This window comes from Propionicicella superfundia DSM 22317, assembly GCF_000423465.1.
Taxonomy (GTDB): Bacteria; Actinomycetota; Actinomycetes; order Propionibacteriales; family Propionibacteriaceae; genus Propionicicella; species Propionicicella superfundia.
The window spans coordinates 525,600-541,151 of the sequence record NZ_KE384021.1 but is presented as its reverse complement, the minus strand read 5'-3'; the positions used below and the strand labels follow the sequence as shown (position 1 = coordinate 541,151).

At 72.5% G+C, this 15,552-nt stretch carries 13 protein-coding genes; 3 read left to right on the top strand and 10 right to left on the bottom strand.

Annotated features, from left to right (window positions below; translation table 11 throughout):
• Positions 1 to 42: 42 nt before the first annotated feature.
• Genes menD through G555_RS19815 form a run of 6 tightly spaced genes read right to left on the bottom strand, consistent with a single transcriptional unit; the run spans position 43 to position 6,242 of the window.
• Entirely contained in the window at positions 43 to 1,668 is a 1,626-nt protein-coding gene (gene menD, locus G555_RS19825) for a 2-succinyl-5-enolpyruvyl-6-hydroxy-3-cyclohexene-1-carboxylic-acid synthase (protein ID WP_036922542.1), read from the bottom strand.
• Complete coding sequence (locus G555_RS19820; RefSeq protein ID WP_281168201.1) at positions 1,665 to 2,723, bottom strand: o-succinylbenzoate synthase; 1,059 nt, start codon at positions 2,721 to 2,723, stop codon at positions 1,665 to 1,667. Before G555_RS19820 ends, menD begins: the two co-directional genes overlap by 4 nt.
• Positions 2,724 to 2,738: 15 nt before the next feature.
• Positions 2,739 to 3,785, bottom strand: coding sequence for a glutathione S-transferase family protein (locus G555_RS0112365; protein ID WP_028709100.1), 1,047 nt, complete (start codon positions 3,783 to 3,785; stop codon positions 2,739 to 2,741).
• Positions 3,786 to 3,839: 54 nt separating this feature from the next.
• The gene (locus G555_RS0112360) at positions 3,840 to 4,301 is read right to left on the bottom strand and encodes a hypothetical protein (protein ID WP_028709099.1); all 462 of its coding nucleotides are present in this window, start codon (positions 4,299 to 4,301) and stop codon (positions 3,840 to 3,842) included.
• Positions 4,298 to 5,173 (bottom strand): 1,4-dihydroxy-2-naphthoate polyprenyltransferase, encoded by an 876-nt coding sequence (locus G555_RS0112355; protein ID WP_028709098.1) that lies wholly within the window; start codon positions 5,171 to 5,173, stop codon positions 4,298 to 4,300. Before G555_RS0112355 ends, G555_RS0112360 begins: the two co-directional genes overlap by 4 nt.
• Complete coding sequence (locus tag G555_RS19815) at positions 5,148 to 6,242, bottom strand: AMP-binding protein (protein WP_084635229.1); 1,095 nt, start codon at positions 6,240 to 6,242, stop codon at positions 5,148 to 5,150. Before G555_RS19815 ends, G555_RS0112355 begins: the two co-directional genes overlap by 26 nt.
• 63 nt (positions 6,243 to 6,305) lie before the next feature.
• Here G555_RS19815 and G555_RS0112345 point away from each other — a divergent pair, with 63 nt between their 5' ends.
• Positions 6,306 to 6,548, top strand: coding sequence for a PLD nuclease N-terminal domain-containing protein (locus G555_RS0112345; protein ID WP_028709097.1), 243 nt, complete (start codon positions 6,306 to 6,308; stop codon positions 6,546 to 6,548).
• A gap of 205 nt (positions 6,549 to 6,753) precedes the next feature.
• Entirely contained in the window at positions 6,754 to 9,078 is a 2,325-nt protein-coding gene (gene dhaM, locus G555_RS19810) for a dihydroxyacetone kinase phosphoryl donor subunit DhaM (protein WP_051208990.1), read from the top strand.
• 24 nt (positions 9,079 to 9,102) lie between these two features.
• On the opposite strand, the gene G555_RS0112335 is transcribed toward dhaM, so the two are convergent.
• Genes G555_RS0112335 through G555_RS0112320 form a run of 4 tightly spaced genes read right to left on the bottom strand, consistent with a single transcriptional unit; the run spans position 9,103 to position 13,974 of the window.
• Positions 9,103 to 9,759, bottom strand: coding sequence for a LuxR C-terminal-related transcriptional regulator (locus G555_RS0112335; protein WP_211223247.1), 657 nt, complete (start codon positions 9,757 to 9,759; stop codon positions 9,103 to 9,105).
• Entirely contained in the window at positions 9,756 to 11,960 is a 2,205-nt protein-coding gene (locus G555_RS0112330; protein ID WP_156887541.1) for a sensor histidine kinase, read from the bottom strand. The genes G555_RS0112335 and G555_RS0112330 overlap by 4 nt, the downstream gene beginning before the upstream one ends.
• A 55-nt stretch (positions 11,961 to 12,015) precedes the next feature.
• A complete protein-coding gene (locus tag G555_RS0112325; RefSeq protein ID WP_028709094.1) occupies positions 12,016 to 13,452 on the bottom strand; it encodes a flotillin family protein in 1,437 nt (478 codons plus the stop codon).
• A 12-nt stretch (positions 13,453 to 13,464) separates the two neighbouring features.
• The gene (locus G555_RS0112320) at positions 13,465 to 13,974 is read right to left on the bottom strand and encodes an NfeD family protein (RefSeq protein WP_211223246.1); all 510 of its coding nucleotides are present in this window, start codon (positions 13,972 to 13,974) and stop codon (positions 13,465 to 13,467) included.
• A 175-nt stretch (positions 13,975 to 14,149) separates the two neighbouring features.
• Here G555_RS0112320 and G555_RS0112315 point away from each other — a divergent pair, with 175 nt between their 5' ends.
• Positions 14,150 to 15,511 (top strand): protealysin inhibitor emfourin, encoded by a 1,362-nt coding sequence (locus tag G555_RS0112315; protein ID WP_028709092.1) that lies wholly within the window; start codon positions 14,150 to 14,152, stop codon positions 15,509 to 15,511.
• The last annotated feature ends 41 nt before the right edge of the window (positions 15,512 to 15,552 follow it).

Genomic DNA, 15,552 nt, shown 5'->3' with positions numbered 1-15,552 from the left:
TTCGGCGGGGCTCAGTGCCGGTTTCGGAGCGTTCGGTGAGGCTCAGGACCGGGTTGCTGCCGCCGCCACCGCCGCGGCAGCCCGTCCGGGCAGCGACGACACGCGTTCCCGCAGCCGCGACGCGTCGACCGGGACGACGATCACCTCGATCCCGCGCGGTGGCTCCCTGAGCGCGACGAGCGCCTCGTCCACCGACGCGCGCCGCGCAGGCACCCCGTACCCGGTCGCGAGCGCGACGAGGTCGACGCCCTGTGCCGTCCGGTACACGCGATCGAACGTCTCCGGGTCGACCGCACCCGATTCGAGCGTCGCGAAGATCGAGCCGCCGTCGTCGTCGGCCACCACGATCCGCAGGACCGGCTCGGGACCGGACCCTCGCAGCAGGCCGTTGGAATCATGCAGGAACGTGAGATCCCCGCACACCAGGGTCACCGGGGCGTCCGCGCCCAGCGCCACCCCGGCCGCGCTGGACACCACGCCGTCGATTCCCGCGAGTCCGCGGTTGGCGTACACGAGCGGCGACCGGGCGGGAACCGGGGCCAGGTCGAGGTCGCGGACGATCTGGGACGGCCCCACGAACAGGGCGCCCGCCTCGTCACCGGCGGCCGCAAAGCACGACAGTATCCCGGCGGCGAGGCGCCACCCCGTCTCGCCCTCCCCGTACGAGCGGGCGACGTCCGCGGCGAGAAGCGCATCGGCGGCACGCCACCGAGACGTCCAGGCCCCGTCCTCCGGGTCGAGCCGCACACCTCCGGCGACGGTCCGCACCCGCCAGGTCGGATCCGGCCACGTGGGGCGCCCGCTCACGGCCACGATCTCCACCCCGTCGCGGGACAACAACCGGGTCACCGGACGCGACAAGGTGGGATGCCCGAAGACGATCACTCGCTCCACGGCCGCCCCGAGCTCGGTGTCGAGCAGCAGCCTGCCGCACGAGAGCGCGGCACCCGAGCGGGCATTGCTCGACGGCTCGGCGATGAGCGGAAGGTCGGCGACGGCGGCGAACGCCGCCGCCTCCATCCCGATCGCCGCAGACGCGTCCCCGGCCACGACCACGGTCGCCGGTCCGCCTCTCAGCTCGACCGGCGCCGGGCCGGGTCGCGGAGACGCGACGAGAGGTGACACCGCCGGCGCGGCGGCAGTGCCGAGCAGCGGGTCGGCGAGCTCGACGTTGACATGGACCGGGCCCGGGTCGGCGCTGAGCGTCCCGGCCGCGGCGACGACGGCACGGGCCACGTGCGCGCCCCAGGAACGGGGATCCTCCGACGACGCGACACGCACCGCGTCGCGGACGAAGCCCGCGAACACCCCCACCTGCCGGGTGGTCTGGTTCGCGCCCGTTCCCACGAGCGAGGACGGTCGATCCGCCGACACGACGACCAGCGGGACGCCCGCGTGATCGGCCTCCATGACCGCCGGGAGCAGGTTCCCGACCGCCGTGCCGGACGTCGTGACGATCGCCACGGGACGTCCCTGCGCCCGCGCGATCCCGAGAGCCAGGAAACACCCCGAGCGCTCGTCCACGCGTACGTGCAGCCGCGCCGCGGACCGGGCGGCCGCCACGGCGAGCGGACCACTGCGCGACCCGGGCGCCACGACGATGTCGGTGACCCCCTGCGCCACCAGGTGAGCCACGACGGCGGCGCCGAGGGACGACGAGGCGCTCATGCGCGTACCGGGGTGGCCGCGGACGCCGGCGGCGGCGCGACCGTCGCGCGCCGCTGTTCCCAGGCAGCAGCCACGTCGGGCGGCGCCTGCCAGCGATCGAGCAGCGCCGGATCGACGGCGACATCGCGAACGGGCAGTTGGCCGTTGACGGCGACGAGCGGCTGCACCGTCACGTCCCCGGCGAGCAGCGGAACGGTGTTCAGCCCGCATGCGAACGGCAGGTCGGGAAGGGCGGCGGCCAGCGCCAGGCCGGCACGGATCCCGACCGACGTCTCCAGCGCGCTCGACACCACCACCGGCATCCCCAGCTTCTCCACCAGGGCCAGCGCCCGGCGGACGCCGCCGAGCGGCTGCACCTTGACGACCGCGATGTCGGCGGCGCCCAGACGTCTCACCTCCAGCGGGTCGGACGCACGCCGGATCGACTCGTCCGCCGCGATGCGCAGGTCGTACCCGGTGCGGGCGAACGACAGCCGCAGCTCCGCCAGCTCCGCCACCGTCGCGCACGGCTGCTCGGCGTACTCGAGATCGAATCGGTTGAGCTGGCGCAGACCGCGATCCGCCTCGGCCACCGACCACCCGCCGTTGGCGTCCACCCGGATCCGGCCCGACGGACCCAGCGCGGCCCGGACGGCCTCGACGCGCTCCAGGTCGGCGGCGATGCCCTGCCCTCGCTCGGCGACCTTCACCTTGGCGGTGGCACAGCCCGAGGACCTCACGATATGGAACGCCGCGTCGGGCGCGACGGCCGGCACCGTGACGTTCACCGGAACCCAGCGCCGCACCGGCGGCGGGTACTCACGGGTGGCGGCCTCCACGGCGCAGTCCCACCAGGCGGAGGCCTCTGCCGGCGGGTACTCGGGGAACGGACTCCACTCCGCCCACCCCGCCGGGCCGCGGAACAGCATGCCGTGCCGAACGTCCAGCCCGCGGAACCGGACCCTCATCGGGATCTGGTAGACCCGGACGCCGTTGATCATGTGGCCAACACTAGGCGAACGACGGGTGCTTCCGGATCGGCAGCCGGCACACGGGCCCGGGTGTCCCCGGACCAGGCGCGGCGCACGGCCTCAGCCCGCGTCGGTCCCTGAAAGGGGGTTGTGCCCGGCAGGCACCCGTTCGCCCGAGGGGACCGGCCCCGGCGGCGTCCCGTCCCCCCATGGGCGTCCGCCGAGGGACTCCCTGCCGTGGGGAGTGAGGAACCCGGCGAGGTCGGGTCCCCTGGGCACGACCTGGGTCGGGTTGATCCCCGTGTGGACGATGTAGTAGTGCTGCTTGATCTGGACGAAGTCCGTCGTGTCCCCGAAACCGGGCGTCTGGAACAGGTCCCGCAGGTACGCCCACAGCACGGGCAGCTCGGCGATCTTCTGCCGGTTGCACTTGAAGTGCCCGTGGTACACCGCGTCGAAGCGCACAAGCGTGGGGTACAGCCGGACGTCCGCCTCGGTGATGGTGTCGCCGACCAGGTAGCGACGTGTGGCGAGCCGCTCCTCCAGCCAGTCGAGGGCGGTCCACAGGCGCTCGTAGGCCGCGTCGTACGCGTCCTGTGACGTCGCGAAGCCGCACCGGTACACACCGTTGTTGACCTCGGTGTAGACGCGGCGGCTGACCTCGTCGATCTCGTCACGGTGCGCCTCGGGGTACAGGTCGGGCGCCCCGGGACGCTGGTGGGCGCGCCACTGCGACGAGAAGTCGAGCGTGATGCGTGCGAAGTCGTTGGTCACGACGGCGCCGGTGGGGACGTCCACGACCGCCGGCACGGTGATGCCCAGCGGGTAGTCGGGGACGCGGGCGAAGTAGGCCTGCTGCAACCGGTGGATGCCCAGGACCGGATCCACCCCGCCGGGGTCGAGGTCGAAGGTCCAGGACCGTTCGTCGTGCGTGGGAGCGGCCAGCGCCAGCGAGATGACGCCCTCCAGTCCGAGGAGCCGGCGGACGATGACCGTCCGGTGCGCCCAGGGACAGGCACGGGCGGCGGCCAGCCGGTAGCGACCGGGCTGGACCGGCCACACCATCTCACCGATCCTCTCCCCCGTCGGCCCCCCGGGCGGGGCGTCGGCGGTGATGCGGTCGGTGATGTAGCGCGCGTCGCGTACGAACTCTCCGGTGTCAGCCATGCGTGGGTCCTCCCGTCGGTGGCAACTCGCTGACCCCAGCCAACCACGCCGCCGTCAGGAGGCGAAGCGCCCGCCGCCGGATCGTGGCGGCTCGGCCGACTCGGCGGTCACCTCGACCCCGGCCCGGGCGGCGAGTTCGGTCGCGACCGCCGCCACCCAGGCGGCGGTTCCCACGACGTCCAGGTCGCGACGGGCCACCGATCGTCCGCGGCCGACCTCCACCGCGAGCGACGCGAGGCCGCCCGGCCATCGGCGAACCGCGACCGCCTCGATCCGATCCCAGCCGACCCGGCGGCCGACCAGCGGCGAGACCCCCGCCTCGGTGAGCCGCAGCACGAGCGTCCCGGCGAGCACGAGCGTCCCGAGGCCGGCGAGCGCGAACGCGGCGGTCAGCACCAGGCCCCAGGTGTCGTGCGCCATGAGCAGACCGGTGACGGCCGCCCCGAACCACCCGAGCGCGATCACGAGCGTGGCGACCGCGACGGGGCTCACGACGAGACGGCGGGAGGAGCTCACCCGATCACCAGACCGAGGGCCAGCCCGACGGACGCGACCAGCTCGGCGATGCCGGTGAGCCGCAGCACGCCGATGAGGCGACGGCCGAGCGCCCCTCGGACGATCACGACCGTCGTCCATCCGAGCAGCGGGGCCGCGGCGAGCCCGAGCAGCGCCCACGGCGTGGTGACCAGCGCGGCACCGGCCACGGCCACGAGCGCCGTGACCGCCAGGGACGCGTACAGCCAGCGCGTCCCCTCGTCCTTCATGATCGTCGCGAGGGTCCGCTTCCCGGCGGCGATGTCGGTGTCGATGTCGCGCAGGTTGTTGGCCACGAGGACCGCGCAGGCGAGGTTGCCGACCGCGACGGCGGCCCACCACGCCGCGACCGGGACGCCGCCGGACTGCACGTACACCGTCCCGAGCACCGCCACGAGGCCGAAGAAGACGAACACGAAGACCTCCCCCAGCCCGGCGTAGCCGTAGGGATGCCGGCCACCGGTGTAGAACCACGCCGCCAGGATGCAGGCTGCGCCCACGGCGAGCAGCCACCAGTGTCCACTGCGCTCCACGACGACGAGGCCCGCGCCCGACGCGACGCCGAAGCAGCAGAACGCGGCGTTCTTCACCGCCTGCGGCGACGCCGCTCCCGACCCGACCAGCCGCAGCGGGCCCACCCGCTCGGCGTCGGTTCCCCGGATGCCGTCGGAGTAGTCGTTGGCGAAGTTCACGCCGACCTGGAGGGCGAGCGCGACGACGAGGCAGCCCACGGCGATGAGCGGATCCCAGGCCCCGGCATGGTAGGCCACAGCCGTGCCCGCGACGACCGGCGACAACGCGGCAGGCAGAGTCCGCAGACGGACTCCCTCAATCCACTGGGCTGCCGTCGCCATCCGTCGCACTCCATTCCGCCGCCATCTTCTGCCGGTCCAGCTTTCCATTCGCCGTGCGCGGGAACGCCGCGAACCGCCGCAGCTCCCGCGGAAGGGCCGCCGGCGCGACGTCCAACAGTCTGTGCAGCTCGGCGAGAGCGATGCGGCCGGTGGTCGCCGCGACCACCCGTGTCCCCCAGTCTGCGTCGGGCACGCCGAGCACGACCACGGGGACGGGGGCGGCGGCGTCGAGCAACCGCTGCAGGTGGGCCAGATCGACGTTGACGCCCCCGCTGATGACGACGTCGTCGGCGCGTCCCAGCACGCGCAGCCTCCCGTCGGGGTCGACGATCCCCCGGTCGGCGGTGCGGAATCTGCCGCCGGCGAGCGCCTCGGCCGTCAGGTCGGGACGCAGCCGGTAGCCCGAGAACAGCGTCGGGCCGGCGATCCACAGCCGGCCGACGGCGTCGGTGCCCACCTCCACGTCGGCGAGGGGGCGCCCGTCGTACACGCAGCCTCCGCACGTCTCGCTCATCCCGTACGAGGTGACGAGCGCGATCCCCTCCTCGCGGGCCCGCGCGACGAGACCCGGCGGGATCGCCGATCCGCCCACGACGACGGCGGCGAAGTCGCGCAGCCGAGCCAGCACGTCCGGCCGTTCCAGGGCGCGATGAAGCTGCGTCGCGACGATCGACAGGTACTCGCGGCCGGACCCGGGAGCGAGGTCGCCGAGATCGGGCCGGGCGAATCGCGGCCGGGTCCCCGCGTACCGGCTCCGCACCAGCGTCATCATCCCCGCCACGAAATTGACCGGCAGCGCACACGTCCAGACACCGGTTCCGCCCAGCCGGTCGTGCAGCGCGTCGGTCGCCGCCCGGAGCGCGGCGCGCGACAGGACGACCGCCTTGGGCGCGCCCGTCGAGCCGGACGTCACGGTGAGGATCCCCGCGTCGGCCTCGGCCACGGGGATGTCGGGCGCCAGCGTCGCGAGCGCCGCCGCGTCCCCCTCGGCGACCGTCGCGAGAGGGGCGCCGTCCTCCAGCGCCGGGCCGAGCGCCGGCCACACCTCGTCGGCGGCCACCACCCGCATCCGCTGCACGCGGCCACTGTAGACCCGGAGATGGATCCGACGACGCGGCCGTAGAATAGGGGTATGCCTCGGGTCGTGATCGTGGTGGTCGTCGTGATGCTGATGATCTATTGCGTCGTCGACATCGCGATGTCGGGCCCCTTCAAGGTGCGGCTGATGCCCAGATGGTTGTGGCTGGCCGCGGTCATCTGCCTGCCGCTCGTCGGCTCGGCGGCGTGGCTGATCTTCGGCCGCCCGCGTGTCGAGCCCCCGCCGAAGAAGCCGACGGCGCCCGACGACGACCCCGATTTCCTGCGTCGTCTCTGACCGCCACCGCTTGTCAGCGCAGACGTGCTGTCTCATTCCGCGAAAGCGCGCATTTCGAAATCGCGCCGTGGGCCCCTTGCGGAACCTGACACGATGTACGACATGAAACCTGTCAGTAGCGTCGACGATGACGTGATTGGGCCCGTTCGGCGGGCCCAAGGCACTGTGTCCGCGTCGGCCCCGAGCGGATACTGAGGAGCAGCCCATGATCGGTCTGGTCGTCGTCTCACACAGCCATGCCCTCGCCAAGGCGGCGGTCGGCCTGGCATCGGAAATGATCCCCGCGGATTCCGACCTCGCGATCGCGATCGCCGCGGGCCTCGATGACGTCACCATCGGCACCGACGCCGCGAAGATCGAGGAGGCGATCCTCGAGGTGGACAGCCCCGACGGCGTCCTCGTCTTCCTCGACCTCGGCAGCGCGATCCTGAGCGCCGAACTGGCTCTGGAGTTCCTCGATCCCGACGTCGCCGAGCGCGTCCGGCTCACACCGGCACCTCTCGTCGAAGGCCTCGTCGCGGCCGTCGTCACGGCGGCCGCGGGCGGAACGCTGGACGAGGTGGAGGCCGAGGCGCGCGCCGGCGCGTCTGCGAAGGCGCAGCATCTCGGCGGTGACGCGGCCGCACCGGTCGCCGCCGCCGAGGAACTGTCGGCCGCGGATCGCATCTCCGCCCAGTTCGCCGCCCCGCACCCGCACGGGCTCCACGCCCGGCCCGCCGCCGCGCTCGTCGCGGCGCTGCGCGGTCTCGACGCGACGGTCCGGATCGTCAACCTCTCCTCGGGCACCTCGGCGAGCGCACGCAGCGTGACACAGGTCGCCGCGCTCGGTGCACTGGCGGGCGACCAGCTCTCCGCCGACGCGGCCGGGCCCGACGCGGACGCCGCGCTCGAGGCCCTCACGGCCCTCGCTGCCGTCAACTTCGGCGATCCGATCGATGACGAGAGCCCCGCCGCCGACAGCGCGGAGGAGATCACGGTGACCGAGAACGCCGGCACGGGCATGGCGGTCGGGCCCGTCCACCGCGCGGCGCTGACGGTCTCCGTCGACGGCTATGTCGACGCAGGGGCGCCCATCGAGCTCGAACGCAGCGCCGCCGCCCACGCCGAGGCGCTCGCGTATCTCAACCAGTACGCCGACGACCCGATCTTCGTGGCCCAGTCGGCCATGCTCGACGATCCGGAGCTGGTCACGGCCGTCGAGGGTGTCATCCGCAGCGGTGTGAGCGCCCCCCGCGCGTGGCAGGTGGAATGCCAATCGCTGGCGCAGCGGTTCGAGTCGCTGGCGACCCCGTACCTGCGCGAACGTGCGGCCGACGTGCGCTGCATCGAGCGCCTCATGCTGCTGGCCCTCACCGGGCAGGCCCTGGCGCCGACCAACCCGACCGAGCCGTCCATCGTCGTCATCGACGAGTTGGACGCTGCGACGGCGAAGTCGGCCGACGCCGAACTCGTCCGCGGCTTCATCACCCTCACCGGCGGACGCACCGGGCACGGCATCCTCGTCGCCTCCGGCCGCGGCATCCCGGTCGTCGCCGGCGTGCCCGGCGCCGCGCAGTTGCGCACCGGCGACATCGTCGCGATCGACGCGACGCAGAACACGCTGCTGGTCAACCCCGACGACGACGCGCTGGCCGAGTGGCAGGCGCAGGCCGACACCCGGCTGCGCGTGCACGAGGACGCGATGGTCCATGCCGCGGAGCCGGCGGTCACCCGGTCCGGCGTGCGGGTCCTCGTCGAGGCGAACGTCGCGTCGCTGGCGGACGCCGCCACCGGCCAGGCATACGGCGCCGAGGGGTCGGGCCTCGTCCGCACCGAGTTGCTGTTCGCCGAGCACCCCGTACCCCCGTCGATCGCCGAACAGGCCGAGGTGTTCGTGGGCATCGGCGAGGCGCTGGGCGGGCGCATGATCACGATCCGCACCTGGGATGTCGGCGGCGACAAGCCGCTGCCGTTCCTGCCGCAGGAGCAGGAGGAGAACCCGTTCCTCGGCGAGCGCGGGGTGCGAACGATGCGTCGCGTCCCCGAACTGTTCCGTGACCAGCTCGCGGCCATCGTCGAGGCGTCCAAGCGGACGCCCGTGCGGGTGCTCGTGCCGATGGTGACGAACCCGGACGAGGTGCGATGGGTGCGCAGGCAGCTCGACATCGTCGCCGAGACCCATCCCGAGGCGCTCGATCTGCCCGTCGGGATCATGGTCGAGGTGCCGGCCGTGGCGGTCCGCGCCTCCGACTTCCGATCGCTGGTCGATTTCGTGAGCGTCGGCACGAACGACCTGACGCAGTACGCGCTGGCCGTCGACCGCGGCAACGCGACCGTGGCCGAGCTCGCGCAGGGGGCCCATCCGGCGGTGTTCGACCTCATCGAGGCCGCGCATCACGGACTCGGCGCCGACGTCCCGATCGCCGTCTGCGGCGACCTGGCCAGCGACCCGGCGTTCACCACGCGACTCATCGAGTGCGGTGTCACCGAGCTGAGCGTGCAGCCGCTGCAGGTGCCGCTCATCAAGCGGTCCGTGCGGGCCGCGGGCTGACGGAGGGGACCCGCCCTTCGGCCGTCAGACGAGCGGCCGGACGGGCGGGACGATCCCGTCCTCGATGGCGCGCTTCAGCAGGTCGAGCTTGTTGTTCGCAGGCCGGTTCGCCTGGGTGTATTTCATCCGGATCCGCTTCAGGTACTCCTTCACCGAGTTCTCGGTGATGTACAGCCGGCGCGCGATCTGCGGGATCTCCAGACCGCCGGCGTACAGCGACAGGACCTCCTTCTCGCGGGCTCCGAGGTTCGCCTCGACGTACGGCGCGTCGCCCTCGATCGCGGCCAGCACCTCCTGTGAGATCACCATCTGGCCCTCGGCGACGAGCAGGATGCCCGCGGCCATCTGCGCCAGCGGCTCGGCCTTGCGGCACACGCCGTGTGCGCCGCCGGCCAGCGCTCGGCGGAGGGCCCGCGGATTGTCGGCGATCGAGTAGATGAGCACCTTGTAGCCTGCCTCGATCAGCGCCTCGGTGTTCGTCTTGGGATCGGAGTCGTCTCCGAGCTGGAGGTCGAGCAGGACGACCTGTGCGCGGCTCCGGGCGCCCAGGAAGCACTCCACCGTGCTGGCACCCGGAACGATGGCTATGCGCGGCTCCGATCGCAAGGCGCCCGCGATCCCGAGCCTGATGGCCTCGTGGTCATCGATCACTGCCGCCTTGATCGGCATCGAGACGCTCACGTCTGCGTCACCTGTCCTTCTTGGTCGATCGAGATGAGTGTATGGCCACCGTCGGTGTCGGTCATGATCGTGACGAGATCCCGATAACCCTCGGGCGCCACCCTGGCGACGATCCTGCCCTCCGACGACGCGTCGGCGGCGGCCGCGAGCCGCCGGTGGGCCGCCTCCCGCGCGGGCTCGGGGAGAGCCCCCTGCCGGTTGTCGATGAGCGTCACCGAGACCCCTCGCTCCCGCGCGGACTCGACCGCCTGCGCCACGAGCGGCGCGGCCAGGTTGCGCGCCGTGATCGAGTCCCGCAGCCGGGCCTCGAGCCGCAGGCAGTGCGCCCGCTCGCTCTCGGAAAGGGGGACGCTCGTGTCGGAGAGCCGTTTCAGCATCGGCTCGACCGATGCCCGGACGCCCGCCATCCACACGTCCCGCCGCAGCAGCGCCGAGAAGAGGCCCGCCGCGCGGGAGGTCGCCTCCTCGAACTCGGCGCGGGACTGCTTGACCTTCACTCCGACGAGGGCGAGCCAGCGCAGCAGATTGTCGGCCAGCAGAAGGCCGACGAAGAGCGCCGCCAGCGAGATGAGGTGGGCGATCAGCGACGACCCGGTCCACAGTGTGGCGAGCACGCCGGCCGCGGAGAGCAACGCCAGCACCGACCACGATCCGCGGGAGGTCCCCCGGGCCCGCACCGCGAACAGGATCACGACGGCGAGCAGGATGCTGCTCGCGTTCCAGCCGCCGCCGCTCGCGCCCTGCAACGCCGACGCCCCGGCGAGCAGCACGGCGATCGCCGACGTCTCGCCGACGCGCAGGCGCGCGCGCACGCGAGGCCCGAAGGCGAGGACGCCGGCAGCGGACATCAGGAGGAGCGTCAGCCATTCGCCCGTTCGCCCCGCGACCGCCGCGTCCGCCACGCCCAGCGCCATCATGAAACCGGTCTGGAGGCGCCCGATCCACACGAGCCCGTCGACGTCCACCTGCGCGCCGAGGGTTCCGGCGATGTCGGACGGGATCTCGCGCGCCGTCCCGTCCACGTCGCCGGTCCACGTGAGACGGACGGTCGTCCCCTCCCCCGGCCTGGACGTGACGACGGCGGACCCGCCGACGCTGTTCATCCGCTCCTGCACGGCCAGACGCACTCCGAGGCGCCGCTCGGGCACCTCGGAGGGGTCGAAGCCGACCCCGTCGTCGCTGACCGTCAGCCGGACCTCGACGGTCCGCTCGTCGCCGCCCACCACGCCGGTGACGGCGATGTGTGCCGCGGACGCGTGCCGCACCGCGTTGCGGACCCCCTCCTGCGCGGCGCGGGCAAGGGCCAGCCCGACGTGGTGCGGCACCGACACTCCGGGCTCGCAGGTCACGTGGACGGTCGCGTTCACCGACGCGTCGGCCACGAGGCGGGTGATCAGCTCGACCGTCTCGGGCCCGGTGAGCTGCTCGGCGGGGTCGCCGTTGTCATAGCTCCTCAGCGCATCCCGCGCTCCCGCAGCCATCTCGGCGATGCGGTCGGTGCTGATGGTTCCCCGGCCCGCTGCCGCGAGCGTCGTCATCACACGGTCGTGGAGGAGCGCGTCCAGGATGCGCTGCTCGCGTCGCATGGAGGCGCGGATCGCCGTCTGCTCGGCGATCGCGGCCGCACGGTCGGTGGACGCGTCGAGCTGCTCCGCCGCGCGATGCCCGACGCCCAGTGCCAGCGACCACCCGACCGCCTGGGCGAGCAGCACGAGGGATTCCTGCGTCGCGAGCAGCACTCCGACCGCGCCGCCCGACTGGTCGAGGCGCAGGAAGCCCCACGCCAGCGCAGCGGCCGGCGTCACGACCATGGTGACCCACGTCTCGCGTCCGGCCCACGCCAGTGCGATCACCGCGATGCCGATGACCGGCCACAGGAAGGGCCGCACCGACGACGCCGACCCGTGCCAGGCGACCTGCCAGGTGGACAGCGCCGCGAAGACGGTCGCGGCGTACAGCGCCTGGATGACCGGGGCGGCCTGCGGCCGGGCCGTCGAGAGGACCATCCCCAGCGTGCAGGCGACCAGGAGCAGCGCGACGACGCCGAGCCACGGGCCGTCGACCGAGGCCGGCTCGCCGAACCCGACCCCGACCACGGCGATCCCCGCGACGACCGCGTACAGCGCCAGGGCACGGTTGACGGACACGTCGAAGGCACGGGTGGCCAGGTCGGAGCGGTCCATCAGGGGGGATTGTGCCACGGCCCGGTCTCCTTACGAGGAGACCGGGCCATGAAGACCGCGTTCGGCGATCGAATCAGCTTGTGACCTGAGGTTTGCCGCTGTCGCCACCGCTGCCCTTGACGAAGCTGCCGATGATCTCCTGCAGATCGACTCCGGTGGTGTTCTTCAGCAGTTCGGTGATCTGAACCACGTTGTCGGTGACGGTCTTCGGCAGTTCGCCGGCCCCGTCGGTGGAGACGACGGTGAGCTTCTCGATGGCCGACATCGGCGCGGCCACTTCCTTGGCGACCTGCGGAAGCACGCTGACCAGCATCTCGAGCACCGCGGCCTGGTTGTAGCGTGCGTAGGCGTCGGCCCGCTTGTGCATGGCCTCGGCCTCGGCCTGGCCGGTCGCGAGGATGGCCGCACCCTTCGCCTCGCCCTCCGCCTGCAGCGCCTCGGCCTCGGCCATGCGCCGCGCCTTCTCGCCCGAACCGGTCAGCCGCAGCGTCTCGGACTCGGCCTCGGCGCGCGCGATCGCCGCGAGCTTCTGCGCCTCGGCCTGCAGCACCGAGGCATTCCGGTTGGCCTGCGCCGCCGTCTCGACGCGATACCGCTCGGCGTCGGCGGGACGCCGCACCTCGGTGTCGAGCTGACGCTCTTTCAGTGCGGCCTGCCGGACGGCGACCTTCTCCTGTTCGGCGAGGATCGCCTGGTCCCGGTCGGCCTGGGCCAGCGGACCCGACGACGCGGCCCGAGCGGAGGCCGCGTCCGTCTCGGCCTTGATCTCGGCCTGCTTCAGCATGAGCTCCCGGTGCGCGATCGCGATCTGCTGCTCGGCCGCCAGGCGCGACTGCTCCGCCGCCTGGCGTGCGGCGGCCTCGGCGACGGCGGCGACCTGGCCCACCCGGGCCGACTCCGGTCGTCCGAGGTCGGCCAGGTAGGTGCCGTCGTCGGTGATGTCCTGGATCTGGAAGGCGTCGAGGACGAGACCCTGGCCGGTGAGGGACGACTCGGACTCGTCGGCGACGCGTTGGGCGAAGGCGGCGCGGTCGCGGATGATCTGTTCGACGGACAAGGAGCCGACGATCGAGCGCAGCGCGCCGGCCAGGGTCTCCTGCGTGAAGGTCTCGACCTCCTCCTGCTGGGTGAGGAAACGCTGGGCGGCCGCCCGGATGGAATCCTCGTTGCCACCGACCTTGACGATGGCAACGCCGTCGAGGTTCAGTTTGATCCCCTGCCCCGACACGGCGCCGCGGATCTGGACGGGAATGCGGCGGCTGGACAGGTCGAGGACGTGGAGACGTTGCACGAAGGGGAGCACGAAGACGCCGCCGCCCATGACGACCTTCTGCCCCGACAGGTCGGTCGAGACCGTGCCCGTTTCGAGGTTGGTCACCTCTTTGCCCTTGCGACCGGTGATGATGTACGCCTCGTTCGGGCCGGCGACCTTGTAGCGGCTGACGACCAACCAGCCCAGGAGGACGAACAGGACGACGAGACCGATGATGGGGATGATGAAAGCAGGCATTGCTGCGGGTTCCTATCGATAGGTCGGGCGGACCCGAACGGATGTCGGGGACAGGACGTCTGTGACGGTCACCTCGGTTCCCTGGGCGATGGGAACCGTCGAGCGAGCGTTGAGTTTGTGCAGCGAGCCGTGGGCGGAGATGCTCACCTCGCCGTACCCCTCGGACGGGATCGCGCTCACGACGGTGCCCACGGTGCCCACGAGCGATTCGGTGCGTGGGCCGCCCGCGTCGCCCAGGCGACGCAGCTTGAGCGTGGCGACCGTCACGATCGCTCCCACGCCGAGCCCCACGACTAGGCCCGTGCCCACGGACGCCGGCATCGAGGAGGTGAGCCCGAAGACGATGGCGGCCGCGAAACCGAAGGCACCGACGAAGCCTGCCAGACCCGCGCCGGTGAACCACTCGCCGCCGCCGAGGCCGTTGAACAGGCCGTCGAAGTGGTCGCCCACCACGAGCATCAGCAGCAGCAGGGCGATACCCACGCCACCCAGGGCCAGGAAGACCTCCATCGCACCTCCCACGTCGTGGGCCAAGTCTACTGGGCATGGGGGACCCCCGCCCGGAGCACGGCCCGGTAGGCCTCCCGTCCACGCCGAGCGCTCTGTAACTGCCGGATTTCGGCGAGTTTCCGGGGGTTTGGGAGCGTTCGGCGGATCGGTTCGGCCGGATGTCGGTGGCAGCGGTCATGCTGGAGTCATGAACCGACACCCCTGCCACGTCGTTCCGCCCTATCTGCTGGACCGGCTCGCCCGGTCGTCCGACCCCGGCACGGCAGCGTTCGCGGCTTCGACGCTGCGGGCCGACCGAACGCTGCGGGCCGACCGGACGCTGCGGGCCGACCACCCGGCCGCACGCGCCGCGGTCGTCACGGCCGCCACGTCCCCACGGCGCACCGTCCACGACGCGCAGGGCGCCGAGACCCTGCCCGGCCGCCTCGTGCGCGCCGAGGGGGCGCCGCCGTCCGGCGACGCCTCCGTGGACAACGCCTACGACGGCTTCGGCACGGTGTGGCGGTTCTATCGCGAGCAGTTCGGGCGCGACTCGATCGACGGCGCCGGGCTCCCGTTGATCGGCACCGTCCACTACGGCTCGGAGTACGACAATGCCTTCTGGAACGGCGAGCAGATGGTGTTCGGCGACGGCGACGGCGAGATCTTCGGCGACTTCACCGCGTCCCTCGACGTCATCGGGCACGAGCTCACCCACGGCGTGACCGAGCACACGGCCGGCCTCGCCTACGCGGGTCAGTCGGGAGCCCTCAACGAATCGGTGTCGGACGTCTTCGGCGTCCTGGTCGCACAGTTCTCCCTCGGCCAGGACGCCGGCGACGCCGACTGGCTGATCGGCCGGGACCTGCTGCTGCCCGGTGTGGAGGGCGTCGCGCTGCGCAGCATGCTCCGACCCGGGACCGCCTATGACGACCCGCGGCTCGGCACGGACCCGCAGCCCGACTCCATGGCCGGCTACGTGCAGACCGCCTCCGACAACGGCGGGGTCCACATCAACTCCGGGATCCCCAACAGGGCGTTCGCCGAGGCGGCCGTGGCTGCCGGTGGAAGAGCCTGGCTGACGGTGGGTCCGGTCTGGTACGACGTGCTCACCGGCGGTGACATCCGGCCGTCGAGCGACTTCGCCTCGTTCGCGGCCCTGACGATCGCCGCGGCGACCGCGCGGTACGGCGCCGCTCATGCGATCACCGGGGCGATCTCCTCCGCGTGGACGCTGGTCGGGGTGCTCCCCGCGGACCCGGCCCGTACCGCGGCCCCGGACGACGAGGGCGCCGCCGCGACCCTCACCCTCACCCGGTCCGGCGGCGTGACAGGCATCGTCCGCCGCCGCACCGTCGCGCTCTCCGAGATGCCCGCCGCCGATGCCGCGGAGTGGACCGACCTGCTCGCCTCACGCCGGCTCACGGCGCTCGCCGACGACTCCGACGCGTTCCCCGACGAGTTCCGCTACGAGATCACGTGCGAGGGCTACGAGGTCGACCTGACCGTTCCCGAGACGGCCCTGCCCCTCGGCGACCGCGACCTGTTCCGCCGCACGCTACGCCCGTGACCGGTCGGCGTGCTCCCGAGCGACCCGGCCGGGCCCCACGG

Coding starts and splice junctions, on each gene's coding strand:
- G555_RS0112325 (WP_028709094.1), bottom strand. CDS start 13,452: ATGCCTGCTTTCATCATCCCCATCATCGGTCTCGTCGTCCTGTTCGTC.
- G555_RS19815 (WP_084635229.1), bottom strand. CDS start 6,242: ATGCGGGTGGTGGCCGCCGACGAGGTGTGGCCGGCGCTCGGCCCGGCG.
- dhaM (WP_051208990.1), top strand. CDS start 6,754: ATGATCGGTCTGGTCGTCGTCTCACACAGCCATGCCCTCGCCAAGGCG.
- G555_RS0112315 (WP_028709092.1), top strand. CDS start 14,150: ATGAACCGACACCCCTGCCACGTCGTTCCGCCCTATCTGCTGGACCGG.
- menD (WP_036922542.1), bottom strand. CDS start 1,668: ATGAGCGCCTCGTCGTCCCTCGGCGCCGCCGTCGTGGCTCACCTGGTG.
- G555_RS0112355 (WP_028709098.1), bottom strand. CDS start 5,173: ATGGCGACGGCAGCCCAGTGGATTGAGGGAGTCCGTCTGCGGACTCTG.
- G555_RS0112365 (WP_028709100.1), bottom strand. CDS start 3,785: ATGGCTGACACCGGAGAGTTCGTACGCGACGCGCGCTACATCACCGAC.
- G555_RS0112345 (WP_028709097.1), top strand. CDS start 6,306: ATGCCTCGGGTCGTGATCGTGGTGGTCGTCGTGATGCTGATGATCTAT.